Raw genomic sequence first — 26,483 nt, forward strand, 5'->3', positions numbered from 1 at the left:
GCCGCGCCTTCGCCGGTCAACCTTGTGCTCAGGCCTCGGCCAGCCGCTTGCGGATCTGGGCCTGGCAGACCGGGCAGAAGCGCCTGTCGGTGCGTTGCATCAGGCATTCGGCGGTCGGCCGGTAGCGCCCCGTCTTCCTGTAGCGCGCGCCTTCGAACGTTCCGACCACTCCGGCCGGGGCCGGCGGGATCACGCCCGCGGGGCAGGTCGGGTTCACCGCGATTCCGGGAGTCACGAGCGGCGCCCAGGGCGCCTTCGTCGCGTCGCGCTTATCGGTGACGTTGGGCTCGAGCTTGCTCCCCTCCGGCACGGTCTGGCTCGAATCGTCATATTCGTCGGCCAGGCCGAAGCTGTGGCCGAGCTCGTGCAGGGCGACCGCCTGCCAGACCTCGGTCGGCTCGCTGGTGATCGTCACCCAGGCCGGCCGCTCGCTCGTTCCGCCGGCGCCGCCGCGCGTGGCGAGATTGACCAGCACCACCGTCAGCTTCCCCTTCGCCTTGGCCTTCTTGAGGTAGCGCCCGACCAGCGCGTTGTCCCCGGTGACCAGGCGGCCGTCGACCTTGGTGTTGAACAGGCCGCCCGGGGGGCTCGGCCAGAAAAGGGCCTCGATCTGGAGTCGCGCGCCGGTGGCGGCCTCGTCGAACGGGGGCTGCCCGCGGATGAACGTATCGAGCGCCTCGGCGGCGTCGAAAAAGTCCTTTTCGACCGCGAACAGGTCGGAGACCAAAGTCAGCTTCCAGCGGCCGGCCGGATTGAAGATCCTGCGCGAAACCGGCGCGCTGGGCGCGGGCATGAGTGCGGACCCGAGCGCCATGGCGGCGACCAGTTGGGGACCGGAAAAGGCGTGCACGGCCGCCGCAGCCGCCGGAATGCGGGAGACCGGGAGGCTCAGCGGCGGATGCGATTGGTGCCAGTCCATGCCGCCGGCGCCGCCCGGAACCTCGACCGCCACCGCTTCCGGGCGCGCGAGCAGGCGCGCCTTACCGATGGGACGCTCGGCCGAATCGACGAACTGGAGCCTGACGGCGCCGTCCTCCGAAGGCCCCGCCAAAGCGAATGCCGCGCCCGGGGGCGGAGCGAGCTTCTTGCGATCGATGGGAATGGAAAGATGCGCCCCGGCCATGCTGCTTCCCCTTTTCTTGGGCAGGGGACCATGGCGGGCGAGTCGAGTCAAATCGGGGGGGACGGAATGCATTTCATCGTCATTCCCGCGAAAGCGGGAATCCAGCTTCTTTGACGAGAAGAAACAAGCTGGACCCCGCTTTCGCGGGGGTGACGGCAGAAGGAAGAACTCAAGCCGAACAAGCGGCCCGCCAGGCGTCGATACGGCCCTAATCGGCCCAGGCCGCATCCTCGAGGTGAAGCTCGGCCGCGCCGCCCCCGTTGTAATCGTCGCGCTTGAGCCGACCGGCGAGCCAAAGCTTGCGGTGCGGAGGCGCGGCGAGCAGCGCCTCGCCCAGCGCGCTTTCGGCCATTCGAAAGGCGATCGCCTTGACCCGCCGCCCGTCCGCGCCGGCGGCGATGACGCGCAGGTGGCCGTTGCCCACGACATCCGCCTTGACGATGCCGACCGGCCCGGCGGCCACGTGCGGGCCGGGCCAGCCGGCGCCATAGGGCCCTCCGGCGTCGAGCGCGTCGCAATAAGCGGCGTTGATCCCGCCCGGGGAGATCAAGGCGTCGAGCAGCAGCGCCCGATCGTCGCGGCTGCGCGCGACATCCGCACTCAGCCGGTCGTCGAGAAACTCGACGAGCGCCTCCAGCCTGTCGCCCGCCACGGTCAGCCCGGCGGCCATCGCATGCCCGCCGCCTGCGATCAGCAATCCGCTCTCCTTCGCGGCAAGCACGGCCGCGCCGAGATCGACTCCGGATATCGAGCGGCCCGAGCCCTTGCCCAGCCCGTCCGCGCCGATGGCGACGACGATCGCGGGACGGTGCAGCTTTTCCTTGAGCCGGCCGGCGACGATGCCGATCACTCCGGGATGCCAGCCCGGAGCGGAGACCACAGCCACCGCCCGGTTCCCCTGCGCTGCGCACAACGCCTCGGCCGCCTCGCACACCGCCGCCTCGATCGCCCGGCGCTCCTCGTTGAGCCGGTCGAGCTCGGCGGCAATCGATTCGGCTTCATCGCGGTCCTCGGTCGTCAGCAGGCGAACGCCGAGGTCCGACTTGCCGACGCGGCCCCCGGCGTTGATCCTCGGCCCCAAAGCGAAGCCGAGATCGCGGCATTCGGGCGCCCGGTTGAGCCGGGCAGCGTCGGCCAAAGCGGCGAGGCCGACATTGCGCCGCGCGGCCATGACCTTCAGCCCCTGGGTCACGAAGGCGCGGTTGAGCCCCCTCAGTTGGGCGACGTCGGCGACCGTTCCAAGCGCGACCAGATCGAGCAGGTCGATCAGCCGCGGCTCCTCACGGCTCGCGAAAAAGCCGCGGCCGCGCAGGACCCGAAGCAATGCCGCCCCGAGCAGGAAGGCCATTCCGACCGCCGCGAGGTGGCCGTGGGCGGCGCCCTCGTCGCTTTCGTCGAGCCGGTTCGGGTTGACGATGGCGTGGCCGTCCGGGAGGCGGCTGGCGCATTTGTGGTGATCGACGACGATCACGTCGACTCCGGCGCCGCGCGCCATTTCCAGCGCCTCGAAGGCCTGCGCGCCGCAATCGACGGTGACGATCAGCCGGGCGCCGCCCTCCGCGATCCGCACCAGAGCCTCGCCCGAGGGGCCGTAGCCCTCCATCAGCCGGTCCGGGATATAGGCCCGGGGCTCGAGGCCGAGGCCGCGCAGCAGCCGGACGAGCAAGGCGGCGGAGGTCGCGCCGTCGACGTCGTAATCGCCGAAGATGGTGACCGCTTCGCCGGTCTCGACCGCACCGGCGAGCCGCTCCGCCGCCTTGTCCATGTCGCGGAAGACGGAAGGGTCGGGCATGAAGCCGCGCAGGGTCGGAGCGCGGTGGCGGGCCAGCTCGTCGCGGCCGACTCCGCGGGCGAGCAGAAGCTGGTCGACCAAATCGTCGGGCTGGAAGCCCGCGTCTGTCGCGTCCGCAGCGCCGGCCCGCCAGCGCCACGGCTGGCCGAGGATCGAGCGGGAAACGCCGCAGACGAGGCTTGCGCTGGTCAGCATGGCAGGAGCCTAGGGCAGGCGGGCGGGAAAGGGAATCCGCGCCGTGAGCCTGTTATCCACGATATCCCCGTTATCCACAGGCGGACTCCGCGAGAATCGGCTTGGCGCGACTCGGATCGCTGGTGCACCTAGTAGGTCCGCGATGAGGAACGGACCTCCGGCAACGGAGGAAAGAACCAAGACGCGGCCACCGCGGAAGCGGGCGGTTTCCCCTCGGGGAAGCAGGCCACGGAGGCGGCGGAAGGACCCAGAAGAAGAAGCGTGAGGCGCAAGCCGATCCCACTTTCTTCGAAGGTCCGGCGGGACCGGAGGCTTCGGCCGAAGGGACCGTGACGGACAACCGGCAGGTTCGCCTGACAGGTGCCCGTAGGGAACCGACCGGGGTCGTCAGACCCCGGCCGGAACCTGCGAACCCCCAGGGAGCTTGCTCTCATGGAGTTCCACCCGCCCGCGAAAGACGCCAAGCCCTCACCGGCGCGGCAAGTTCGGACTCGGGACAAGTGGGGGCTGATGGCGACATCAGCCCCCATTTTGATTCCGGGGCTATCGTGGGCGGCCGATCGGCCCAGCCGCGGCGCGCGCCCCGATCAGCCGGGATGTCCAGCGCTGGAGCGCATCGACATTCGATTTTCCCTCGTCATTCCCGCGAAAGCGGGAATCCAGCTTCTTCAAATGCTCCGGAGAAAGAACAAGCTGGACCCCCGCTTTCGCGGGGGTGACGACAAAAAAGCCAAGCCAAACAAGCGGCGCCCGCTGAAATGTCGAACCGCCCTACCGCCCCTCGATATGATCGCGGGCGGCGCGGTCGGGATCGATCATCGGCCTCGCCCGCACCATCGGCGCGGCCGCCGCCCGGCGCTCCTCCTCGGCGATGCTCCGGCGCGCGGCGAGGCTCGATCCGGACTGGCGCGCCTGGTGCATCCCCGAGCTGTCGAGATCGAGCGGCGGCAGCGGCCGGCCAGCCTCGATGTCCGCGACGCGGTGATTCATGAAGCTCGCGAATTGCTGGTCGATATAGCCGTCCGGGACCATCGAAAGCGCGACCCCGGCCTCGGTCTCATAGGCGGAGCCGAGAGCGTAGGCGTCGAGGTCGAACTCGGCGGTGAGCCGGGTGCCCTTGTTCTGTGGCCCGGGCTCGAAGTGAAGCCTGGTGTCGATCACCGGCCGATCGTCGACCAGGATTTCGTAGTGGATCTCCTCGCCGAGGGTCTTCTCGATCCGCTGGGTAACGCGGTGCTTCGAATCGGCGCTCGGGCCGAGGCTGATCGTGCCCTCCGGCCCGAGCGCCGAGAAGGCCGCATAGACGGCCATCGGCTCGCGGCCGACGACCCGGTCGAAATCGGGACCGGCCGAGCCGGCGAGCATGTAGGCGCCGCACGCGCCCATCAGCGATAGTCCGCAAAAAGCCGCTTTCATCGTCCCTCCACCGTTTCGCGCAGCATAAGCGGAGGGTTTTAAGGAAGAATTGCCTTGCGCGGGGGCGCTAGGCGGGCCGCGGCCGCGCCGCCCAGTGCACCAGGCCCCGGCGCCACAGCGGAATGCTGATGAGGGCGAGCTGGCCGAATTGCGGCCACACGCACGAGAGCGCCACCGCCGATAGCGCCCCCAGCAGCACCGAGACCGAGCGCAGGCGCACATAGCGGACCGCCTCGGGATCGGCGCTCTCGTCGAGCATCGGCGGGCTCGTCGCGGTTCGGTTGACCTTGTAGTTGAGCAAGGCCGCAGCGCTCATCACGATGCAGTAGAAGACGGTCGGCACCGCCTCGCCCTCGTTGAGGCTGAGATAGGCCGAGGCGAAGGGCATGAAGGCGATGACATTGAGCAAGGCCATGTTCCAGCCGAGGATTTGCGGGCTGTAGTGCGAGGCCAGGCCGAAGGCGCGGTGGTGGCCCATCCAGAAGGAGCCGATCACCCAGAAGCTGACGAAATAGCCGACGAACGATGGGATCAATTCGGCCAGCGCCTGAAGGTGCGCGGCGGCGCTCGAATGATGGGCCAGATGCGGCGGATGGATCTCGATCACCAGCAGGGTGATGGCGATCGCGAAGACGGCGTCCGAAAAGAAGATCAGCCGCTCCAGCGTGTGATCGGTCTTGCCCGCCGCCATCGCGCCCTCCCCTTTGCCGGCGAGCCTATCGGGCGGGCGGCTCGATCACAATCTCACTGTTCAGCGAGTTGGCGATGAAGCAGCGCTCGTGGGCCTCGCGGTGGAGCCGATCGATCGTCGCGGCGTCGGGCGCGGCGCCGGCGAAGGCGACGTCGGGGCGGAGCGCGATTCGAACGATCGCCATCCTGCCGGGGCCGATCCGGCCCATCTCCCCTTCCGCCGAGTCGCGATAGGAAGCGACCTCGAGCCCGGCGTTCTGCGCCAGCGAGAGGAACCAGAGCATGTGGCAGGAGGCGACCGCCGCCACCAGCGCCTCTTCGGGATCGACCGCGGCGGGATCGGACATCGGCTCCGGCACGACGTCGGGCGAGGAGGAGCCGGCGAGGACCGCGCCGCCGTCGAAACGGATTTCGTGCCGGCGGCTGTAGCGGCCGCTGGCGAATTCGCCGTCCGAGCGCCAGCTTATTTCGGCGACGTGGCGGCTCATGAGGCTCCAATTTGGGGGAACAGGGCGTTCGTCTCGGTCTCGGTCCTGGCGGGCGAGAAGGTCACCGGAGTGACCGTCAGCGCCTCCGCGCCGGGCTTGGCCAATGCCGCGCGCCGGGCGAGCCGCCCCTCGATCCCGGCGCCGGCCTCGATGCTGATCGTCTCGTAGGCGATGTCGCCCATGATCCGCGCCGTCGCCTCGACGACGATGTTGCGCGCCGAGACCGTGCCTTCGACCGTTCCGCACAGCCTCGCCTCGTCGGCGATGATGTTGCCGGCGATGATTCCGGCCGGCCCCTGGCACAGGGTCGCGCAATGGACGTTGCCGTCGATCCGGCCGTCGACGTGGATCTGGGCGTCGGTGGCGAGATCGCCGCTGATGATCACTTCGGGTCCGATGATCGACAGGCCCGGCCCGCTCTTGGCGCCCTTGGCCGGCATGCCCGCCGCGGCTTGAGTCTTCGCGAACATCTGATGCTCCTTGCGCTCCCGCGCGGATGCCGCGCGCCCCCGAGCCCGAACACAAAGGCTTCTTTGTACCGGGCCCGTCATGACATGCCCGAAAACGAAGGCTGCTGCCACCCTCTTCGCGAGGCCCTGAAACAGTAATGGGGGCCGGCATCGCTGCCGGCCCCCACTGTCCCGGCGCGAAATCCTTGCCTGGGAGGCGAGGCGTCCCGCGCTGGGCGTTTTCGAGTCCGCGGCGCCGAAACCGGGGGTTCCCGCGCCGCTTTCTCCGGAGTCCTTCCTTCGGCCGAAGCCGCTTTCCGGTTTCCCCGCCGGCTCCCCGACAGGGCCGAAGCCCTGGCGGTTCGCCGCTCGGCAGACCGGAGCTTGCGCCCCGCTCCCACCTTTTCGGCATCCTGGCCGAAGCCAAAATCCCGGAAAAGACGGGATCCTCGGCCGAAGCCTCGGTTCCGCCTGACGGTCCATGGGCCGAAGCCCTGGGTCCCGCCGGGTTTCGCAGCTCCCGGGCCGAAGCCCGGTCCTGCCCGGCAATTCGAAGCCGAAGCTCCTCCTCGCCGGTGGCGGCGCGCGAACCGAAGTCCCGCTTCCGCCGGGCCGGTCCGGAGCCCGAAGGCTCAGGTCCCGCCTGTGGCTTGCAAGCGTGCCCGAAGGCCGCTTGGTCGCCGTGTGGGCGCTTAACGAAGCATGCCGCTTTCGCATCCGCTAAAGGGCAAGCCCGCAGCTTCCGCCTGGCGGCGGCTTCGTCAGCCGCCCTGCCTCCGCTTTCGCCCGCTTCTCGCCCGAAGGCGGCAGCAGGCTAATCTTTGGCTGTGGCTGGGAAGGCTTTCCCCCGTTGCCGGGAGATCGTCTCGGCCACGAACGAAAGCTGTCATGGAATCCGATTCGCACCAAGCGGATTCGCGCGCCTTTCGGCTGTGGATAACGAGGATAATGGGGGTAAGTACCTACCCTCGATCGCACGGCGGCGCGCCCGACTCACCGGCTTGCTCCTTGCGCGCCGCCCGCATAAAGGAAGCGCCAATCAACGCTCCCTTGAAAGGTTTTGCGGGCATGGACGGTCGGTTCAACACGATTGCGGGATGGGTGCTGGGCGCGGGCATCGTCCTCCTCGGATCGACCCTCGTCGTCGGCGAAGTCTACAAGTCCGAGCGGCCGGAAACGATGGGCTATCCGATCGCCGGCGTTCAGGAGGAAGGCGAAGGCGGCGCGACCGCTGCCGAGCCGCCGATCGCCCATTTCATGCAGACCGCGGACGCGGCGCGCGGCGAGGCGGTGTTCCGCAAGTGCGCCGCCTGTCACAACGCCGACAATGGCGGCGCCAACGGCCTAGGCCCCAACCTTTGGGGCACGGCCGGCAACAACATCGCCCACCGCGCCGATTTCTCCTATTCGGACCCGCTCAAGAATCACGGCGGCCGCTGGGATTGGGACACGATGAGCGCCTGGCTGCACAGCCCGCGCAGCTTCGCCCCGGGCACCAAGATGACCTTCGCCGGCCTCTCCGATCCGCAGGAGCGGGCCGACGTGATGCTGTTCCTCAACCAGCACGGCGGCACCCTCACCATCCCGCCGCCCCCGGCCGAAGCCGCGCCCGCCGCCGGCAACGCCACCGAGGCCAACGCTGCCGCCGCCGATGCGAACGCCGCCGCGGCCGCGCCGACCGCGCGGACCGAAGCCTCGACCGGCGGCCCGGGCGCGCCCGACGTCAGCGGCCGCGCGGGCCAGGAAGGCAACCGGCACTGAGTCCTTATCCGCTCATCCTGAGGAGGGACTGAGCCTGGCGAAGGCCCGTCTCGAAGGACCCCGCGTCGTGCGTCCTTCGAGACGCCGTTTCGTCAAGCTCAACGGCTCCTCAGGATGAGCGGTGAAGTGATTTGAACCCGGTCTAGGCGCAGCCCGGATCGTCCTCGGACCCGGCATAATGCCCGCAGACGTAGCTCCACGCTTCCTCGGCAGTCTCGCAGAAGGTGAACAGCTTGAGGTCGTCGGGCGAGATCACGCCCTCCTCGGCGAGCGCCTCGAAGTCGATCACGCGCTCCCAGAATGCGCGGCCGAAGAAGACGATCGGGATCGGCTTGACCTTGCCGGTCTGGATCAGCGTCAGCAGCTCGAACGCCTCGTCGAACGTGCCGAAACCGCCGGGGAACACCGCCACCGCCCGCGCGCGCAGCAGAAAGTGCATCTTGCGCAACGCGAAATAGTGGAACTGGAAGCTGAGCTTCGGGGTGACGTAGGGGTTCGGAAGCTGCTCGTGCGGAAGGACGATGTTGAGCCCGATCGATTCCTCGCCCTCGTCCAGCGCTCCGAGATTGGCCGCCTCCATGATCGACGGGCCGCCGCCCGAGCAGACGACGAAATGGCGCCGTCCCTCCTCGTCGCGCTCGACCTTGCTGACGAGCCGCGCGAGCTTGCGCGATTCGTCGTAATAGCGGGATTTCTCCTTCAGCCGCTCGGCGATCAGCCGCTGGCTGTCGGTCGCCGCAGCCGCGACCAGGGCGTCGGCCTTGGCCGGCTCGGGGATCCGCGCCGAGCCGTAGAAGACGAAGGTCGAGGCGATCTTGGCTTCGTCGAGCAGCAATTCGGGCTTCAGCAGCTCGAGCTGGAAGCGCACCGGCCGCAAATCCTCGCGAAGCAGGAAGTCCATGTCCTGGAAGGCGAGCCGATAGGCGGGATCGAGCGTCTGCGCGCTCTGCGTGGCCGAAGCGGCCGTCTCGGCCTCTTCGCGCGCGCCCTGAAAGACGCGCTTGGGGGGAACTGGGTCTGTCATCGGCGAGCTTGTAGCAGCGCGGCGGCAGGCGGCAATAAGGACCGCGCCTACGTCGCCAACTCGTTCCCCGGCGAAGGCCGGGGCCCAGGCCGGCGCAAGCCGGGCTCAGACGTAAACGCGCGAGAAGCCTGCGGCTCCTGGGCCCCGGCCTTCGGGGTCCCCGCAAAGTATTACTTTGCGGGGTGCCCCTTCGCGGGGGAACGGCACTGCAATCGCTCTCCTGCAAAGCCTACCGGCAATAGGGCCCGCGTCCCATGTCGAAATGAATATGGTTGTAGTGGAAGGCGTCCGAATCCGGCGAAAGGCCGATCGCGAACCTTCTGCACCCCGCCTGGTGGACCGCCCTCAGAAAGCGCCTCACCCGTTCGTCGGAACCGTTCCAGCCCTGCTCGACGGTGATCCTCCGCCCGTCGTCGAGCACGAAGCCGGAAACGTCGACCGCATTGGCGAAGGCGTGCTCCGAAAGCCGGGCGCCGGGCTGGCTGTTGACGCTTCGGCAGGCATAGGTGCCGAACGTCTCGATCCGGATCACCCGCGCACCCAGCCACTGGTCGGCGGCGGTCTGCACCGCCTCTCGGCTCCAGCGCGCGAACTGGCGCGCCAGCGGGCAGGTCATCGCGCGCAAATTGGTCACCGGCGTGCCGATGTCGAGCAGCTGGACCGCGCCGAGCGCCGAGCAGCCGCCCGAAAAGCGCTGGTCCGGCAGGGCGCGAAAGCCGATCCGCTCGCGGGCGAGATCGATATGGCATTGCAGGGTCTCGGGCGCGTTGCGCTCGGCTTGCTCCGGGACGTGCGCCCGCGGCGGCTCGCGCTCGTTCCCGCGCGGAACGCAGCTCGCCAGCGCCAGCATCAACAGGAAAATCGCCCCCCGAGCCATCGGTCGACGCTGACAGATCGCAAGCGCGGCGGTCAAGCGCGCCGGGATGGGGGCCGGCTCGAGGCCAGACTCCCTCTCCCATAGGGAGAGGGTTGGGGTGAGGGGTTCCGCCGTAAGAGGATAACCACGAACTCCGTAAACCCCCACCCTACCCTCCCCCTCAGGGGGAGGGGATTGGAAGGTCGATTTCGATACAATAGGTTCCCACGCGGAAGTTGAAAAAAGAACCAAACCGGCTTTCCCATACATGGCTTATGCGATAAATTCATCGCTTCCTCCGAACCGGACAGGACGATTCGCTATTGTCTCCGCCAGGCCGCCGGCCGCACCAGCCGGCCCCCCTTCCTTCTCCGCGCCTCCGCGCGAACCGACCTTCTTTTTTTGCGCGCGGAGAAGAAATGGCCCCGCCCCATCGCGAAGCGCGGGGATCGGGCAGGCTCTCGGCAACCCTCAACTTCCTCAACTTATTTTTGCGCAGGGGCGGACTTTTTTTCGCCTTGTGGAAGCGGAAACTTCGGAAACTTCCGCGCGCCGGCGAGGATGGCTTGCCGCGCCCCCCTGCACCCCCTAAGCCCGTCGACGGGCCACGCCGCCCCAACGCGGTGCGGGCTCTCTGCGAGGAGAGTCGTAAATGAATGTGATCAAGCCGGACGCGCTTCCCGCGCGCCCTTATTTCTCTTCCGGCCCCTGCGCGAAGCCGCCGGGCTGGGCCCCCGAAAAGCTGGCCACCGCTTCGCTGGGACGGTCGCACCGCGCCAGGCTGGGCAAGGCGCGGCTTCAGCGCGCAATCGATCTGATGCGCGAGCTGCTTCGGCTGCCGGAGACGCACCGGATCGGCATCGTCCCCGGCTCCGACACCGGCGCCTACGAGATGGCAATGTGGACGATGCTGGGCGCCCGGCCGGTGACCTGCCTCGCCTGGGAGAGCTTCGGGGAAGGCTGGGTGACCGATGCGGTCAGGCAGCTGAAGCTCGAGCCGAAGGTGATCCGCGCGGATTACGGGCAGCTTCCCGATCTGTCGCAGGTCGATTGGTCGGACGACGTCCTCTTTACCTGGAACGGCACGACCTCGGGCGTCCGCGTGCCCGACGGGGAGTGGATCGCGCAGGACCGCGAGGGCCTCAGCTTCGCCGACGCGACCAGCGCGGTCTTCGCTTACGAGCTGCCTTGGGACCGAATCGATGTCGCGACCTTCTCCTGGCAGAAGGTGCTCGGCGGCGAGGGCGGCCACGGAGTGCTGATCCTCGGCCCGCGCGCGGTCGAGCGGCTGGAGACCTACACGCCGTCCTGGCCGCTGCCGAAGATCTTCCGGCTCACGACGAAGGGCGCGCTGAGCGAGGGCGTGTTCAAGGGGGAGACGATCAACACCCCCTCGATGCTCGCCGTCGAGGACGCGATCTGGGCGATGGAATGGGCAGTGGAAGTCGGCGGCGCGGAGGGCCTGTTGGCACGGACCGAGGCCAATGCCGCCGCGCTGGACCGGATCGTCGAGGCTCGGCCCTGGCTCGGCCATCTCGCCGCCGATCCCGCCCGCCGCTCGAAGACCAGCGTCTGCCTGACCGTCGAGGGCGCCGACGAAGCGTTCATCAAGCGGATGGCCGCTTCGCTGGAGCACGAAGGCGCGGCCTACGACATCGCCGGCTATCGCGACGCCCCGCCCGGCCTTCGCATCTGGTGCGGGGCGACGGTCGAGACCGCCGACATCGAAGCGCTCGGCCCCTGGCTCGATTGGGCCTTCGAGGAGGCGCGATCGACCTGACCCGTCATTCCCGCGAAAGCGGGAATCCAGACGGACTCATTGCCTCCCGCCGACTCAAACTGGATTCCCGCTTTCGCGGGAATGACGAAGGAACGACAATGCCCAAAGTGCTCATCTCCGATCCCATGGACCCCAAAGCCGCCGAGATATTCCGAGCGAGCGGGATCGAGGTGGACGAGAAGCCCGGCCTATCGAAGGACGAGCTGAAGGCGATCGTCGGCGATTATGACGGCCTCGCCATCCGCTCGGCGACCAGGGTCACCGCCGACCTGCTCTCCGCGGCGCCGAACCTCAAGGTCGTCGGCCGCGCCGGGATCGGAGTCGACAATGTCGACATCCCGGCGGCGACGGCGCGCGGCGTGGTGGTGATGAACACGCCGTTCGGCAATTCGATCACCACCGCCGAGCATGCGGTCGCCTTGATGTTCGCGCTCGCCCGCGAGCTTCCGGCGGCCGACAGCTCGACTCAGGCCGGCAAGTGGGAAAAGAACCGCTTCATGGGGGTCGAGCTGACCTCGAAGACGCTCGGCCTGATCGGCTGCGGCAATATCGGCTCGATCGTCGCCGACCGCGCGCTCGGCCTCAGGATGAAGGTGGTCGCCTACGATCCCTTTCTCACCCCGGAGCGCGCCGTCGAGCTTGGAGTCGAGAAGGTCGAGCTCGACGCATTGCTCGCCCGCGCCGACTTCATCACCCTGCACACGCCGCTGACCGACCAGACCCGCAACATCCTTTCCGCCGAGAATCTGGCGAAGACCAGGAAGGGCGTGAGGATCGTCAACTGCGCGCGCGGCGGGCTGATCGACGAAGCCGCGCTCAAGGCGGCGCTCGACAGCGGCCATGTCGCGGGCGCCGCGCTCGACGTATTCGTCGAGGAGCCGGCGAAGGAAAACCCCTTGTTCGGCGCGCCCGGCCTGGTGGCGACGCCGCACCTCGGCGCCTCGACCACCGAGGCGCAGGTCAACGTCGCGATCCAGGTCGCCGAGCAGATGTCGGACTTCCTGATCCGCGGCGGGGTCACCAACGCGCTCAACATGCCCTCGCTGACCGCCGAGGAGGCGCCGAGGCTTCGCCCCTATATGGAGCTGGCCGAGAAGCTCGGATCGCTGATCGGCCAGATCGAGGGGACCCGAATCACCGGAGTCTCGGTCGAGGTCGAGGGCGCCGCGGCCCAGCTCAACCAGAAACCGGTCACCGGCGCGGTCCTCGCCGGGCTGATGAAGGTCTATTCCGACACGGTGAACATGGTCAACGCGCCCTGGCTCGCCAAGGAGCGCGGGCTCGACCTGCGCGAGATCCGCCACGACCGCGAGGGCGATTATCACACGCTGGTTCGCGTGACCGTCGACACGCCGGCCGGTCCGCGCTCGGTCGCCGGCACACTGTTCGGCAATTCGGCGCCGCGCCTCGTCGACATGTTCGGAATCGCGATCGAGGCGGAGCTTGGTGGGGAGATGATCTTCATCGTGAACTTAGACGCGCCGGGCTTCATCGGCCGGCTCGGCACCGCGCTCGGCGAGGAAGGCGTCAACATCGGCACCTTCCACCTCGGCCGGCGCGAGGCCGGCGGCGAGGCGGTCGCTCTGGTTTCGGTCGACGGCCATATCGCGCCCGGGGTGGTCGAACGGCTGGCGGCCATTTCCGGCGTCAAGCGGGTCAAGCCGCTGCGCTTCTGATTGGGAACGCTTGCGAACCTGGTGTATTGGAGAGGAGATGCGCCTTTTTCTGCCGCTCGCCGCCCTGCTTCTCGCCGCGCCCGCTCCGGCGCAGCGCGAGCCCGAATGGCGCGCCGCGAGCGAATATGACGTGCTTCTGCGCGCCTGGGCCTACGAGCCGCGGCTGATCCGCCTGCCCGCGGGCGAGCCGGTGCGGCTCCGCTTCGTCAACAACAGCCGAGCGACGATGGCCTTCACCGCGCCGCGCTTCTTCCGCGCCGCCCGGCTGCGCGAGCGCGACCGCGACGTCGCGGCGCGAGGGGGCTTCCGGCTCGCCCCGGGCGAGCGCCGTTCGGTCCTGCTCGTCCCCGCAGCCGGCCGCTACGACGCGCTGAGCTCCAACCTCGTCCACCGAGCGCTCGGAATGCGCGCCGAGATCCGGGTCGAATGAGCCCTTGAATTTCGGCTAGTGTATTATTAGATTAATACACAAGGAGGCTCACGCCATGACGAAAGGTTTGAAGATCCCGAAGACGGTCGCCGGCGTCAAGCTGCCCAAGAAGGTGCGCAAGCGGGCGAAGAAGGCGATCAAGATGGGCGCGAGCCCGGTCGTTCGCGAGATCGCGGCGGCCGCGATCGGCGCCGCCGCGGGAAAGGCGGCCGGCACGGGCGGCTCCGCGCGCCGTTCGGAAGGCGGCGGGAGAGCGCGAATCCACTTCGAGGGCGGCGAGATCGGCGAGGCGTTCCGCAGCGCCGCGGTCGCCGGCCTCCAGCGCTTCCTGGAGGGCTTCGAGGAAGGGCTTCGCGGAATGAAGGGCCGCGACGAGGGCGGGAAGAAGTCTAGCCGGCGCTCGGCCTGACCGTGAAGCCGCGTTCGCGCACCCTCGGCCCGCCGCGCAGCTGCCCGCGTATGGCGCCGTTCGGGTGTTCGGAATCGTGGACGTTGAGATAGAAGCTGTGCCCGCGATAGCCGATCTCATGCGCCAGAGCGGGGTCGACCGTCGCGCAGCCCTGGCTGTGCCCCGCAGCGTCGGGAGTCGTCAGCGGCACGACGACGGGCCCGGCCGCGCCCGCCTCGCCGCGGTGGATATGCGCCGCGGTCGCCGGCCCGATGGCCCGCGCGTAGACGTTCCAGCAGACCTCGCCGCTGCGCGGATTGACCCTGACCTGGGCGGTGCCGTTGCCGTCGGGATCGCCGGGGCCGGGCACTTCCTGGATTCCGGTCAGCGAAACCTGAAGCTCGGCATTCTCGTTCTGCGGCCGGCTCGCGCAGCCGGCGGCGAGCAGGACGGTCCCCGCGAGCAGCAAAACCCTCATCCCGTTTCCCCTCGTCATTCCCCGGCACTCCAGCGCGTCAGCAGCGTGTTGGCAATGGCAAAAGGCGGCGGTGCGCCGAAACGCGCGTCCGGCTCGCCGGCCAGCGCGGCCTCGACCTCGGCCCGGCTGGCCCAGAAGGCGTCCTCGAGCTCCGTCGTGTCGAGGCGGATGTCATCGGCTTCGGCACGCGCGATGCAGGCGATCATCAGCGATCCGGGGAACGGCCAGGGCTGGCTCGCGACGTAGCGTACCTCGGAGACCGGGACGCCGGCCTCCTCCATCAGCTCGCGCGCCACCGCCTCCTCGATCGATTCGCCCGGCTCGACGAAGCCGGCGAGCGCCGAATAGCGGCCGGCCGGATATTGGTGCTGGCGGGCGAGCAGAACGCGACCCTGATGCTCGGCAAGCATGATCACCACCGGATCGACCCGGGGAAAATGCTCGGCGCCGCAGGCGCCGCACTTGCGCCCCCAGCCGGCGCGATGATGAAGCGTCGCGCCCCCGCAAATGCCGCAGAAACGATGCCGGCCGTGCCATTCGTTGAGGCTTCGCGCCGCGCCCCAGATCGCTGCGTCCCTCGGGCTCATCATCGACAGCAGGCGAAACACGCCCCAGGCGCGCTGCCCGATCGGCGCCTCGCGCAGCAACGGCGCGAACAAGGGCGCGCCCTCGTCGAGCCCGAGGAACAGCAGCTCCCCCTCCTCGAGCGGCCCCCAGGCCAGCCGCCCCTCCTCGTCGAGCACCGGATCGAGCTCGGCCAGCCTCAGCAGCCGTGCGTCGCCGTCGGCCATCAGCTGCGCCATCCGCTCGGCGTCCAGCCGCAGATGATCGGCGCGGTCGAGCCCGGCGCCCGTGAAGCCCGGAGCGCTCATGCTGCCGCCTCGCGCCAAGCGACGCCGCGGCGGGCGAGCTTGGCGAACAAGGTCGGCAGCCCGGCCTCGCCGATGCGCTCGACCGGCCACCAGATTCCCCCTTCGCCAGCGTCGGCGCGTGCGCATTTGAGGCGCATGGTGAGCGAGAAATGGGTGAAGACGTGATCCACCGCCCCGGCGTCGCGCCATTCCGCGTCCGACGGCGCGTCGGTCGGCAGAGCGAGCATTCCGCCGAGCAGGCCCTTTGCCGGCCGCCGCACCAGCAGCACCTCGCCCTCGCGCTCGAGCCAGTAAGCCGTGCCTTCGCGCTTCGGCCTGGCCGCCTTCGCGGCCTTCAGCGGATAGCGCGCGGGATCGCCTTCCGCATAAGCCGCACACCAATCCTGCACCGGGCAGCGGCCGCAATCGGGGTTGCGCGGCGTGCAGATGGCCGAGCCCAGGTCCATCATCGCCTGGGCGAAGTCGCCCGCGCCTTCCTGCGGGGTCAGTGCGTCGGCCAGCGCGCGGATTTCGGCCCGCGCGGGCGGGAGCGGCTGCTTCACAGCGTACAGCCGCGCGACGACCCGCTCGACATTGCCGTCGACCGCCACCGCGCGCCGGCCGTAGGCGATCGCGGCGATCGCGGCGGCGGTGTAGACGCCGATGCCGGGAAGCTTGCGAAGCGCCGCCTCGTCCTCCGGGAAGCGCCCGCCATGCTCGCTCGCGACGATCCTGGCGCAGGCGAGCAGGTTGCGCGCCCGGGCGTAATAGCCGAGCCCCGCCCAGGCGGTCATCACCTCGCCGTCTTCCGCCGCGGCAAGCGCCTCAATCGTCGGCCAGCGGCGGGTGAAGTCTTCGAAATAAGGCTTAACCGCCGCGACCGTGGTCTGCTGCAGCATCACCTCCGAAAGCCACACGCGATAGGGATCGGGCGCGGCGCCGCCTTCGGCGCGCCAGGGAAGCCGCCGCTTATCCACAGCATACCAACACAAAAGAGCGCGCGAGGCATTGGCGGGCATGGGCGGCCTATGCCATGCTCGCGGCCAAGGTGGAAAGTGGCGTGACCAAAGCGGGCGGGACTGGGAAGAAGGCGGCTGTCGTGGCGCCGCGCTCGAAGCGCGTCCGCCCCGTCTCGGACCTGCTCGGGCAGGCCGGCGGAGCGGCCTTCCGCAAGTTCGGCTTCGTCCAATCCTCGATCGTCAGCCGCTGGAGGGAGATCGTCGGAGTGCGCTACGCCGCCGTCTCCTCGCCCGAATCGATCCGATTCCCCCCCGGCCGCAAGAGCGGCGGCACTTTGACGCTCGTCGTCGAGGGTGCTCATGCGCCGATGATGCAGCACGTCACTCCGGCCATCGTCGAGCGGGTCAACACTTTCTTCGGCTATCCGGCGGTCGATCGCATCGCCTTCCGGCAAGGCATCGTTCAGGCGGCGCGGGCGAAGCCCCGTCCGGCGCCGCCGTCGCTGCGCCCGATCCCCGCCGATCTCGGCGATTCGCTGCGCGAGGTGGCCGATCCCGAGCTTCGCGCCTGCCTCGAATCGCTTGCGCGCGGGCTTATCGAGGGCGATGGAACGCCGGTGGTCACGACGATCCCGGTCGTCGGCAAGATTGGTGGAGGCAAGAAGCTATGAAAGCTGCATTTTCCCTTGGCGCCGCGATGTTTGCGCTCGCCCTCGCCGGCTGCGGCGGCGGCAATGATTCGAGCCAGGCCAACCTCTCGTCCGCGTCTGGCGCCAACGCCGCGCCGCTGCAGCAGATCGCCGCGCCGAACAATGGCGACTGGACCGAGACGGTGACGATGACCGATCGCGGCGGCTTCCTGATGGGCAATCCCAATGCGCCGGTTAAGCTGCTCGAATATGCCTCGATCACCTGCCCTCACTGCGCCGAGTTCAGCGAACAGGGCGGCGCGGCCCTGCGCGACACCTATGTCCGCTCGGGGCAGGTCAGCTGGGAATACCGGCCCTACATGATCTTCCCGACCGATCCGGGCATCTTCATGCTTCTTCGCTGCCTCGGCCCGCAGCCCTTCTTCCACGTCTCCGAGCAGCTCTATGCCGACCAGCGCAACTGGGCCACCCGGCTGCAGAGCATGCCCGACGAACAGGCCCAGGCGCTGCAGGGCATGCCGCCGCCGCAGCAGGCCGCGGCGCTGATCCGGGCCACCGGGCTCGACGCCTTCTTCCGCCAGCGCGGTATGCCCGAGGCGCGGATGAACGCCTGCCTCGCCGATCAATCCAACCTCCAGCAGCTCGGCGAGATCACCCGGCGCGCGACTCAGGAGGACAATGTTCAGGGAACGCCTTCCTTCTTCATCAACGGCGAGAAGACCGAAGCCGGCACCTGGGCCCAGCTCGAGCCGCTGCTGCGCAACGCGGTGGGAGGCTGAGCCATGAAGCTGCACGCTGTCATCGCCATCGCGGCCGCGGCCGCTACCGTCGCCCTTCCGGCCGCTGCCCTCGCCCAGGATCGAATCGGGCCGGGTTTCGGGGGGGCTCGTCCTCGCGGCCCGCAAGGTCACGACTGGCGCACCACCGCCGAGCGCACGCCGGAAGGCGGCTTTCGCATCGGCAATCCGAATGCGCGGGTGAAGGTGGTCGAATATTTCTCGACCACCTGTCCGCACTGCGCGACCTTCGCGCACGAGAGCGCGGACGTCCTCATCGGCGATTATGTCCGCAGCGGCCGAGTCAGCCTCGAATATCGCAATTACTATCTGAACGGCGTCGACATCGCCGCGGCGCTGCTCAGCCGCTGCGCCCAGCCGCGCCAATATTTCGAGATGAGCCACGCCTTGCTCGGCACTCAGCCGCAGTGGATGGGCCGGGTCAACGCGATCACCCCGGCGCAGCGGACCGAGCTCCAGGCGCTGCCGCCGCTCGAAGTGGCCAGGCGGCTGATCTCGATGCTCGGCCTCGACGCGATCGGCCAGCGCTACGGGATTACGCCGCAGGTGCGCGCGCAGTGCCTGACTCAGGCCAATCTCGACCAGCTCGACGCCCTGCACAGCGCGGGCGGAACGGCCGGAGTCACGGGCACGCCGACCTTCTTCGTCAACGGCCGGTTGGTGCAGGAGAACAACTGGGCTGGGATTCAGCCGCTGCTGCGCGCGCAGTAGCGGCTAGGCGGGGGGGCGGTCAGAGCAAGGTGCAGGTCAAGAGACTCAAGCTTTCCGGCTTCAAGAGCTTCGTCGAGCCTGCCGAGCTTTGCGTCGAGGAGGGGCTGACCGGAGTCGTCGGCCCCAATGGCTGCGGCAAATCCAACGTGCTCGAGGCGATCCGCTGGGTGATGGGCGAAAGCTCGCCCAAGTCGATGCGCGGCGCCGGCATGGACGACGTCATCTTCGCGGGCACGGCGCTGAGGCCCGCGCGCGACTTCGCCGAGGTCAGCCTGCTGGTCGAGCGCGGAAGCCACGACATCGGGGGCGACGGTTCGATCGGCGCGGGCGAAGTCGAGATCACCCGCCGGATCGAGCGCGGCGCGGGCTCGGCCTATCGAGTCAACGGCCGCGACGTTCGCCAGAAGGACGTCGCCCTCCTCTTCGCCGACGCGGCGACCGGCGCGCACAGCCCGGCGCTGGTCAGCCAGGGCAAGATCAGCGCGGTGATCGCCGCCAAGCCGACCGAGCGGCGGCTGATGCTCGAGGAGGCGGCGGGCATCGCGGGCCTGCACGTCCGCCGCAAGGACGCCGAGCAGAAGCTTCGCGCGACCGAGGCCAATCTGGTGCGCCTCGACGAGATCCTCGCCGACATGGAGATGCGCGGGCTCGCGCTGAGGCGCCAGGCCAAGGCCGCCGAGCGCTACCGCAAGCTTTCCGACCAGATCCGAGTGGCCGAGGCGCGGCTGATCTTCGCCCGCTGGCGCGAGGCCGCCGAGGCGGCCGAAGCCGCGCGCGCGGAAGCGGAGACCGCGGAGAAGGCGGTGGCCCTCGCCGCCGAGGCGCAGCGCGCCGCCGCCGCCTACCAGAACCAGGCCGCGACCGACCTCGCCGACAAGCGCCGGGCCGCCGAGGCGGCGCGTGAGCGCGCGTCCGAGCTCGGCCACAAGCTCGCCGCGCTCCGCGCCGAGCGCGACGGAGTCCAGCGCCGGATCGCCGAGCTCGAGGAGCGCCGCCGAACGCTCGCCGCAGACCGGGCGCGCGAAGAGGCGTTGCGGCAGGACGCCGCCGCCGCCATCGGCAGGCTCGAGCAGGAATTGAGCGACATCGCCCGGCGCCTCGCCGCCGCCGAGGAGGCAAGGGGAACGATCGACATCCGCTCCGTCGAGCGGGAGGACGAGGCGCGCGCCGCCGAAGCGGCGCTCGGCCAGGCCCGCGCCGTCCAGGCCGCCGAGCAGGCCGAGGAGCGGGTTGCCCGGGCGGCTTTGGAAGCGGCCCGGGCGAAGCGCGACCGCGCCGAGGCGGAGGCCGCTCGAATCGCGGAGCAGATGTCGGGCCTCGGCGACGATTCCGGTCCGCTGCGCACGCTGAGCGAGGCGCGCTCCAGGCGCGAGGCGGCGGAAGCCGCGCTCCGTGCCGCCGGGGAGGCGATCGCCAGGGCCGAAGCGGAGCGCCAGCAGGCGGCGGCGGCGCGCGACTCCGCGGAGAGCGAGGCCGCCTCGGCGCGCGCCGCGCTGGCCGCCGTCCAGTCCGAGCGGGAGGCCTTGATCAAAGCGGTCGAGACGTCGGGCGGCGACCGGGCGATCAATCATATCAAGGCCGCCCCGGGCTATGAGCGCGCGCTCGCCGCGGCGCTGGGCGAGGATCTCGACGCGGCGCTGACCGGCGACGGGCCGCGCCGCTGGGCCGGCGCCGAGCCGCTTCCCGGTGATCCCGCGCTCCCATCCGGAACCCAGTCGCTCGCCGATCATGTCGAGGCGCCGGCTGCCCTGCTCCGCCGCCTTCGGCAGATCGCGGTGGCGGACGACGATGACGGGCGGTCGCTGGCCGTTGGCCAGCGGCTCGTCACGCCGGGCGGCAAGCTTCGCCGGTGGGACGGCTATGTCGCAACGGGAATGGGCGCCGCCGCCGCCGAGCGGCTGATCCGGGTCAACCGGCTGGCCGAGATCGAGACCGCGCTTCCGGGCGCCTCCGCGGCGGTCGACAGCGCCGAGACGGCCGCCGCCGAAGCGCGAACGGCGATGCAGGCCGCGCGCGATGCCGCCGAAGCGGCGCGGCGGGCCGAGGCCGAGGCCGGCGCGGCGATCCGCGAGGCGGGGCGCGCCGAGGATAGCGCCGCGGTCGAGCTGGAACGGCTCGAGCTGAAGCGCACGGGCCTAAGCGAGCGCGCCGATCTCGCCGCCGCCGACCTCGCCGACGCCGGCAAGAGCCTCGATCAGGCCGAGGCCGTCGCCGCCGCTCTGCCCGACGCCGCAGCGACCGAGGCGAAGGTTGCCGAGCTTCGCGCTCATGCCGAGCAGGCGCAGGCCGCTCTCGCCGAAATCCGCGCCGAGGCGGCGACCCATGCGCGCGCCGTCAGCGCCGACAAGCAGCGGGCCGACGCGGCGAGGCTGGAGCAGGCCGATTGGCGCGCCCGGGCCGGCGACGCCGACAAACGCCATCAGGAATTCGGCCGCCGAACCGCCGAGGCCGAGACGGAGGCGAAGGCGCTCGCCGAGGCTCCGGAGGATTTCGAGCGCAAGATCGCTGCGCTCACCGACGAAGCTTCCGCCGCGGCCGAGGCGGCCCGCGCCGCCGCCGCCCATGAGCGCGCCGGCGAGGATTCGTTGCGCGTCGCCGAGGGCCGCCTGGCCGAGGCCGGCGAGGCTCAGGCCGCGGCCCGCGAAGCGCGCGCCGGGGCCGTCGCTCGCGCCGAGGCGCAGGACTCACGCCGCGTCGAGATGGCCCGGATCTCGGGCGAGAAGTTCGAATGCCCGCCGCCGCTGCTTCCGGAGAAGGCCGGCTTCAGGGAGGACGAGATCCAGGGCGTCGCCGAGGAATCGGCGCGGCTGGAACGGCAGTCGCTGGAGCGCGAGCGGATCGGCCCGGTCAACCTCGTCGCGGAGAGCGAGCTTGGCGAGCTCGAGGAAAGCCGCCTCGCCAGCCAGGCCGAGCGCGAGGAGCTGGGCCAGGCGATCCACCGGCTGCGCGGCTCGATCGGAAGCCTCAACCGCGAGGGCCGCGCCCGCCTGCTGACCGCCTTCCAGGAGGTGGACCGCCACTTCCGGAGCCTGTTCACCACTTTATTCGAGGGCGGCCAGGCGCATCTGGAACTGGTCGAATCCGACGATCCGCTCGAGGCGGGCCTCGAGATCATGGCCCAGCCGCCGGGCAAGCGCCTCTCCGCTCTGACCCTTCTCTCCGGCGGCGAGCAGGCGCTGACCGCGGTCGCCCTGATCTTCGCCCTCTTCCTCACCAACCCGGCCCCGATCTGCGTCCTGGACGAGGTCGATGCGCCGCTGGACGACGCGAACATCGAGCGCTTCTGCGACCTGCTCGACCGGATGACGGGGGAGACGGACACGCGCTATCTGATCGTCACCCACAACGCGGTGACGATGAGCCGAATGCACCGCCTGTTCGGCGTCACGATGATCGAGAAGGGCGTCTCGCGGCTGGTCAGCGTCGATCTCGGCGGAGCGGAGCGCCTGCTGGCGGCGGAATAATGCGAGTCATCCCGGCGAAGGGGCACCCCGCAAAGTACTACTTTGCGGGGACCCCGAAGGCCGGGACCCAGGAACGCTGAGAGGCGATAATTGGCACGGTTGCCCGAAACGCGCGCGGTGGTGTTCATGGGTCCCGGCCTTCGCCGGGATGACTCGGGGGCTTGGAAATGACAATCCGTTTCGTCCCGCCTTACCCGGCGCGCGGCGCGAGCCCCGTACCCGTCTGGCGCGGGTTCATGGGGGAGCGCGCCCGCACCGCGGTCTACGGCTGGTCGGAGCAGGCGTTCACCGAGCCTTTTCTCCGCCGGCGGGTGTTCGGACACAATGTCCTCATCCCGCTGACCCCGGCCGCGATCGAACGCGTGCTGCTCGACAACGCGGCCAATTACGTGAAGCCCGATCTGGTCAAGAAATTGCTCAAGCCGACGATCGGCCGCGGCCTCCTGTCCTCGGACGGCGCTCTGTGGCGCGACCAGCGCAAGATCGTGGCCGCGAATTTCGCCCCGGCGGCGATCGAGGCGCTCGTTCCCGTCTTCGCCGGCGCGGCACGGCGGGCGATGGCGGGATGGAGCGGCGCCGAGGACATGGCCGCCCAGGCGACCCAGACGACGATGCGGATCATCTCCGACGCGCTGTTCGCGGGGGATCCCCGCCTCACCACACAGGCGGCGATGGACCATATCACGGCCGCGCTCGACGGCGTGAGCGAGGCCCGGCTGCAAATATTGCTCGGCCTGCCGCTCATGCCCTGGAGCCTTCGCGGCCGGCGGGCGCACAAAGGCCAGGTCTACCTGCGCGAGACTTTGACGCAGGTGGTCCGCGACCGCCTTCCGGACGGCGGCCCGGACGATTTCCTCGGCCGCCTGATCCGCGCGCTCCACGGCAAGTTCGCGGGCGAGGAGGCGCTGGCGCTCGCCGTCGACAATGCCGCCACCTTCTATCTCGCCGGTCACGAGACCACCGCCAACGCGATCACCTGGACGCTCTACCTGCTGTCGGAGCAACCCGAGCTGCAGTCCGAGGCGGCGGCGGAAGCGCGGGCCGCGCTGGCGGCGGGCGAGGAGGATGCCGAGTTGCCCGAGCGGCTCCCGCTGCTTCGCCGAGTCCTCGAGGAATCGATGCGACTCTATCCGCCGGTGCCGCGCTTCGACCGGCAGGCGGCGCAGGACGACGCGCTGGACGGCCAACCCGTGGGCGCCGGCGACATCGTCTCGATCTGGCCATGGCTGATCCACCGCCACCGGGCGCTGTGGGAGGACGCCGATATCTTCGATCCCGAAAGGATGCGGCCCGAGACCAAAGCCGCCCGCCACCGCTTCCAGTATATCCCCTTCGGCGGCGGGCCGCGCCTGTGCGTCGGAATGCGCTTCGCCACCGCCGAGGCGCTGACCGTGCTTGCGCATTGGCTCGGCAACTGGTCGTTCGCGCCCGCGCCGGGCCGCGAGGTCCGCGCCTCCGGCATGGTCACGCTCAGGCCGGCGGGCGGCCTGCCGCTGATGCTGGGGCCGCGCTAGCGTCCGCGAGAGGGTCGCCATTGGCAGGCGGATGGCTTATCCTGGCTCCCGGATGAGCCGGTTCCCCCGCCGGACGGCGCCGCTTCGGCGGTGCGAAGAGGAGACCTAATCGTTGACGAACTTGGACCCGGCGCGGCGCAAGGCCGCCGAGCTGATCAGCAAGAACAGGCTCACGTCTCCGCCGGTCGATGCCGAGCGGATCGCCCGCCTCGAGAAAGTCAGCGTGCTCTACGCCGGCCTCAATGACGAAGTGAAGGACAAGGTGTCCGCTTATGCGGAGCCGAACCGCGTCATTTACGTCAACCGCGACCAGCCTCCCGAGCACAAAAATTATGCGATCGCGCATGAGCTGGGCCATTTGCTGCTCCACCCCAGCTATGTGGAATCGAGCAAATATCAGCTGTTGCTGCGAAACACGTTCGTCGGCGCCGGCAAATCGAACGAGGAGAAGGAAGCCGAAGCCTTCGCCGCCGAGCTGCTCGTGCCGAGGAAGCTGCTCGACAGGTTCAGGAGCAAGGATCCCGAAAGCCTCGCCTCGCTGTTCGTCGCGCCGATCGAGGTGATCCGCGCCCAATTGGGGCCGCCGCTGTCGTGAGCATCAGCCGCACCGACGTCCAGGCGCTGGCGCCGTCGCCAACCGACGAGACCAAGGACCAGGCCATCGCCGATGCGGTGGTCGATGCGGCACGGCAAGAGGTGGAAACCGGCGGGCGGAAGGGCTTCTTCGACCTGCGGAACCGATGGTCGAGCGCGATCATCGTGTGGATCAGCATCCTGATCATGTTCAACGCCGCGCTGACCGTGCTGGTCGGGCTCGGAGGCCTCGATTTTCGCGAATATCACTGGTTCATCACGGCGGTCACCGTGGAAACCTTCCTCCAGATCGTGGCGCTCGGAGCGATAGCCGTGCGCTTCCTCTTCTCAAGCGGGGATACGCCGCCTGCGCCCTGATCGGCGCGCGGCCTATTCCGCCGCCGCAGGCACGAGCTTGCCCGCCTTTCGCTTCCTCGCCAGCGCCGCGCGCCAGCCGCGGCTGCGCAGCCACATGACGATTCCGGTGATCGAGAGCGCCGCCGGAACGATCCCGCCCACGAAGATCACGATCTGCCACACCGCCCCCATGCCGGTGCCGTCGTGCAGCCGGCGCATCAGCCGGGCGTTGGTCTCGGGCCGCGGCGGACGGGGCGGCGTGACCGCCCCGGTGGAGTCGTCGACCGCGACCTCCGCCGGCCCACCGGGACGGGCATAAGCGATCTTCCATGTGGGCTGCTGGTCGGTCGGCCAGGTGATGCCGGTGAGAGCGCCCGTCGCATGGCGCCGGCTCGCGGCGAGCGCGGAATCGACGGTGGTGGCCGTCTGCTCGAGCGGCAGCGCCCGGCCGGCGCGGGCGCGGTCGCCCTGGGCCCCGCTTCTGGGCTGGCTGGCTTCGAAGGCGCCGAACACGGAGGGGAAGGAGATCCAGAAGCCGGTAAAGCTGAGCATCGCCAGCGGCAGCAGCACCCAGAAACCGAGCAGATGGTGGATGTTGGCGTTGGTCGAATTCTGCCGCCGCCAGCGAAAGCCGCGGCTGACGCTGCCGGTCGCCGGCCACCACAGCCAGATGCCGGTGAGGCACGAGCAGAACATGAACACCCCGACCCAGCCGACGATCGTCCGCCCCCAGCCCGGCACCATCAGGCTTCCATGAAGCATGTGGAAGACTCGGACGAGCCCGGCGTTCGACGAGGCTTTGTCGAGCACCCGCGCCGTGCCGGGATCGAGCCAGACGCTGGTGCGCGCGGGCGGCCCGCCGCCTGCGCCCGGAGCGGAGGCGCGGGTCGCCGAGACGACGACCGGCCCGCCTCCATGCTCGGGATAACGGATCGAGGCGATGCGCTCGCCGGGCGCCAGAGCCGCCTGCGCCGCCGAGGCGTAGGCGCCCGGATCGCGCGCCGGCGTGGGGCTCGACACGAGATAGCGTTGCGGGTTGATCGCCTCGTCGAGCCAGTCGTGCCAGACCAAGGCGGAGCCGGTCAGCGAGACCGGGATGATCAGCACCGCGAGCAGCAGGCCGATCCACTTGTGGACCTGAAGCCAAAACCCACGCAGGCGAAGAATCGTCGATTGGGCCACGAAAAGTCCTTCGGAAGTTTCGCCAAACCTAAAAGCTAATGCGAATGGGTTGCAACGGCTGGATTGTCGCAGAATGTCTCCGCCGTCTCAGCTGTCCGCCCACCGCCGCAGCAAATTGTGATAAATGCCGGTGAGGCGGATCACCTCGCGGTCGTCATGGCCGCGCTCGGCACCCAGCGCCTGGATCGACCGGTCGAGATCGAAGAGAAGCGTGCGCGCTGCGTCGTCGCGGACCATCGACTGGATCCAGAAGAAGCTTGCGATCCGCGCGCCCTTCGTCACCGGCTCGACCCGGTGAAGGCTCGACGCGGGATAGAGGAGCAGGTGGCCGGCCGGCAGCTTCGTGGCGTGGACGCCCAGATTGTCCTCGACCACCAGCTCGCCGCCTTCATAGGCCTCCGGATCCTCGAGGAAGAGCGTCGCCGAAAGGTCGCTTCGGACGCGGAACTCGCTTCGCGCGTGGATGCGGACGGCATTGTCGACATGAGTCCCGAACGCCTCGCCGCGCTCGTAGCGGTTGAACAGGGGCGGAAAGATCTTGAGCGGCAGCGCGGCAGCGATGAACAAGGGCGAGCGGCCCAGCGCCTCGAGCACGATCCGCCCGGCCTCCTTCGCGGCCGGGGAATCCTCGGCGATCTGCCGGTTGTTCTTGGCCAGCGCCGATTGGTGGCCCGAGGTCGCGTTGCCGTCGATCCACTCCCCCGCGTCGACGATCGAGCGCACCCGGGCCACGCCCTCGGCATCGAGCAGATCGGGAATGGCGAGCATCATGGGCGGACGCGACCTTTCATTCAATCATCGTCACTCCCGCGAAAGCGGGAGTCCAGCTTCTTTCGCTCGCGCGACCGGGAGGCAGGCTGGATTCCCGCTTTCGCGGGA

General features: G+C 69.5%; 25 protein-coding genes. 12 read left to right on the forward strand and 13 right to left on the reverse strand.

What is annotated here, in order from left to right; all coding sequences use genetic code 11:
• Nucleotides 1–28: 28 nt before the first annotated feature.
• The 6 genes from E6G92_10260 to E6G92_10285 form a co-directional block, all read right to left on the reverse strand.
• The gene (locus E6G92_10260; GenBank protein ID TMJ20112.1) at nucleotides 29–1,351 is read right to left on the reverse strand and encodes a hypothetical protein; all 1,323 of its coding nucleotides are present in this window, start codon (nucleotides 1,349–1,351) and stop codon (nucleotides 29–31) included.
• On the reverse strand, nucleotides 1,332–3,110 hold the full coding sequence (recJ, locus tag E6G92_10265; protein TMJ20113.1) for a single-stranded-DNA-specific exonuclease RecJ: 1,779 nt from the start codon (nucleotides 3,108–3,110) through the stop codon (nucleotides 1,332–1,334). Before recJ ends, E6G92_10260 begins: the two co-directional genes overlap by 20 nt.
• A gap of 771 nt (nucleotides 3,111–3,881) precedes the next feature.
• Nucleotides 3,882–4,526, reverse strand: coding sequence for a hypothetical protein (locus E6G92_10270; GenBank protein ID TMJ20114.1), 645 nt, complete (start codon nucleotides 4,524–4,526; stop codon nucleotides 3,882–3,884).
• 67 nt (nucleotides 4,527–4,593) lie between these two features.
• The gene (locus E6G92_10275; protein ID TMJ20115.1) at nucleotides 4,594–5,217 is read right to left on the reverse strand and encodes a DUF1211 domain-containing protein; all 624 of its coding nucleotides are present in this window, start codon (nucleotides 5,215–5,217) and stop codon (nucleotides 4,594–4,596) included.
• 25 nt (nucleotides 5,218–5,242) lie between these two features.
• The gene (locus E6G92_10280) at nucleotides 5,243–5,704 is read right to left on the reverse strand and encodes an OsmC family protein (GenBank protein TMJ20116.1); all 462 of its coding nucleotides are present in this window, start codon (nucleotides 5,702–5,704) and stop codon (nucleotides 5,243–5,245) included.
• Nucleotides 5,701–6,144 carry a polymer-forming cytoskeletal protein gene (locus E6G92_10285; GenBank protein ID TMJ20791.1) on the reverse strand — a complete coding sequence of 148 codons (444 nt, stop codon included), beginning with the start codon at nucleotides 6,142–6,144 and terminating at the stop codon, nucleotides 5,701–5,703. The genes E6G92_10280 and E6G92_10285 overlap by 4 nt, the downstream gene beginning before the upstream one ends.
• 1,077 nt (nucleotides 6,145–7,221) lie before the next feature.
• Here E6G92_10285 and E6G92_10290 point away from each other — a divergent pair.
• Nucleotides 7,222–7,914: a cytochrome c family protein gene (locus E6G92_10290; protein ID TMJ20117.1), complete on the forward strand. Its 693-nt coding sequence runs from the start codon at nucleotides 7,222–7,224 to the stop codon at nucleotides 7,912–7,914.
• Between the two features lie 142 nt (nucleotides 7,915–8,056).
• On the opposite strand, the gene E6G92_10295 is transcribed toward E6G92_10290, so the two are convergent.
• Entirely contained in the window at nucleotides 8,057–8,938 is an 882-nt protein-coding gene (locus E6G92_10295; protein ID TMJ20118.1) for an LOG family protein, read from the reverse strand.
• A gap of 229 nt (nucleotides 8,939–9,167) precedes the next feature.
• Nucleotides 9,168–9,815 carry an extensin family protein gene (locus E6G92_10300; GenBank protein TMJ20119.1) on the reverse strand — a complete coding sequence of 216 codons (648 nt, stop codon included), beginning with the start codon at nucleotides 9,813–9,815 and terminating at the stop codon, nucleotides 9,168–9,170.
• Nucleotides 9,816–10,446: 631 nt separating this feature from the next.
• Here E6G92_10300 and E6G92_10305 point away from each other — a divergent pair.
• From E6G92_10305 to E6G92_10320, 4 genes are all read left to right on the forward strand, one after another.
• Complete coding sequence (locus E6G92_10305; GenBank protein TMJ20120.1) at nucleotides 10,447–11,574, forward strand: phosphoserine transaminase; 1,128 nt, start codon at nucleotides 10,447–10,449, stop codon at nucleotides 11,572–11,574.
• A 98-nt stretch (nucleotides 11,575–11,672) separates the two neighbouring features.
• Nucleotides 11,673–13,250, forward strand: a complete 1,578-nt coding sequence (locus E6G92_10310; protein TMJ20121.1) for a phosphoglycerate dehydrogenase — start codon at nucleotides 11,673–11,675, stop codon at nucleotides 13,248–13,250.
• Nucleotides 13,251–13,287: 37 nt separating this feature from the next.
• Nucleotides 13,288–13,680, forward strand: a complete 393-nt coding sequence (locus tag E6G92_10315; protein ID TMJ20122.1) for a hypothetical protein — start codon at nucleotides 13,288–13,290, stop codon at nucleotides 13,678–13,680.
• A 55-nt stretch (nucleotides 13,681–13,735) separates the two neighbouring features.
• The gene (locus E6G92_10320) at nucleotides 13,736–14,089 is read left to right on the forward strand and encodes a hypothetical protein (protein TMJ20123.1); all 354 of its coding nucleotides are present in this window, start codon (nucleotides 13,736–13,738) and stop codon (nucleotides 14,087–14,089) included.
• Here E6G92_10320 and E6G92_10325 read toward each other — a convergent pair.
• Genes E6G92_10325 through mutY form a run of 3 tightly spaced genes read right to left on the reverse strand, consistent with a single transcriptional unit; the run spans nucleotide 14,070 to nucleotide 16,416 of the window.
• Complete coding sequence (locus tag E6G92_10325) at nucleotides 14,070–14,564, reverse strand: CHRD domain-containing protein (GenBank protein ID TMJ20124.1); 495 nt, start codon at nucleotides 14,562–14,564, stop codon at nucleotides 14,070–14,072. The two genes, E6G92_10320 and E6G92_10325, sit on opposite strands and share 20 nt — an antisense overlap.
• On the reverse strand, nucleotides 14,561–15,418 hold the full coding sequence (nudC, locus tag E6G92_10330; GenBank protein TMJ20125.1) for an NAD(+) diphosphatase: 858 nt from the start codon (nucleotides 15,416–15,418) through the stop codon (nucleotides 14,561–14,563). The genes E6G92_10325 and nudC overlap by 4 nt, the downstream gene beginning before the upstream one ends.
• Nucleotides 15,415–16,416 (reverse strand): A/G-specific adenine glycosylase, encoded by a 1,002-nt coding sequence (gene mutY, locus E6G92_10335; protein TMJ20126.1) that lies wholly within the window; start codon nucleotides 16,414–16,416, stop codon nucleotides 15,415–15,417. The genes nudC and mutY overlap by 4 nt, the downstream gene beginning before the upstream one ends.
• 14 nt (nucleotides 16,417–16,430) lie before the next feature.
• On the opposite strand from mutY, the gene E6G92_10340 reads away from it, so the two are divergent.
• From E6G92_10340 to E6G92_10370, 7 genes are all read left to right on the forward strand, one after another.
• Nucleotides 16,431–17,027: a DUF721 domain-containing protein gene (locus tag E6G92_10340; GenBank protein ID TMJ20127.1), complete on the forward strand. Its 597-nt coding sequence runs from the start codon at nucleotides 16,431–16,433 to the stop codon at nucleotides 17,025–17,027.
• Entirely contained in the window at nucleotides 17,024–17,785 is a 762-nt protein-coding gene (locus tag E6G92_10345; GenBank protein ID TMJ20128.1) for a protein-disulfide isomerase, read from the forward strand. Before E6G92_10340 ends, E6G92_10345 begins: the two co-directional genes overlap by 4 nt.
• A gap of 3 nt (nucleotides 17,786–17,788) precedes the next feature.
• Nucleotides 17,789–18,514: a protein-disulfide isomerase gene (locus E6G92_10350; protein TMJ20129.1), complete on the forward strand. Its 726-nt coding sequence runs from the start codon at nucleotides 17,789–17,791 to the stop codon at nucleotides 18,512–18,514.
• A gap of 29 nt (nucleotides 18,515–18,543) precedes the next feature.
• Nucleotides 18,544–21,978, forward strand: coding sequence for a chromosome segregation protein SMC (smc, locus tag E6G92_10355; protein ID TMJ20130.1), 3,435 nt, complete (start codon nucleotides 18,544–18,546; stop codon nucleotides 21,976–21,978).
• Nucleotides 21,979–22,145: 167 nt separating this feature from the next.
• Entirely contained in the window at nucleotides 22,146–23,492 is a 1,347-nt protein-coding gene (locus E6G92_10360; protein ID TMJ20131.1) for a cytochrome P450, read from the forward strand.
• 112 nt (nucleotides 23,493–23,604) lie between these two features.
• Nucleotides 23,605–24,087: an ImmA/IrrE family metallo-endopeptidase gene (locus tag E6G92_10365; protein ID TMJ20132.1), complete on the forward strand. Its 483-nt coding sequence runs from the start codon at nucleotides 23,605–23,607 to the stop codon at nucleotides 24,085–24,087.
• On the forward strand, nucleotides 24,084–24,443 hold the full coding sequence (locus E6G92_10370; GenBank protein TMJ20133.1) for a hypothetical protein: 360 nt from the start codon (nucleotides 24,084–24,086) through the stop codon (nucleotides 24,441–24,443). Before E6G92_10365 ends, E6G92_10370 begins: the two co-directional genes overlap by 4 nt.
• Nucleotides 24,444–24,455: 12 nt before the next feature.
• Here E6G92_10370 and E6G92_10375 read toward each other — a convergent pair whose 3' ends face one another.
• Both E6G92_10375 and E6G92_10380 read right to left on the reverse strand, forming a co-directional pair.
• Nucleotides 24,456–25,589: a PepSY domain-containing protein gene (locus tag E6G92_10375; protein ID TMJ20792.1), complete on the reverse strand. Its 1,134-nt coding sequence runs from the start codon at nucleotides 25,587–25,589 to the stop codon at nucleotides 24,456–24,458.
• Between the two features lie 102 nt (nucleotides 25,590–25,691).
• Nucleotides 25,692–26,375 carry a Fe2+-dependent dioxygenase gene (locus E6G92_10380; protein ID TMJ20134.1) on the reverse strand — a complete coding sequence of 228 codons (684 nt, stop codon included), beginning with the start codon at nucleotides 26,373–26,375 and terminating at the stop codon, nucleotides 25,692–25,694.
• Nucleotides 26,376–26,483 lie beyond the last annotated feature (108 nt).

This window comes from Alphaproteobacteria bacterium (genome assembly GCA_005883305.1).
Taxonomy (GTDB): Bacteria; Pseudomonadota; Alphaproteobacteria; order Sphingomonadales; family Sphingomonadaceae; genus Allosphingosinicella.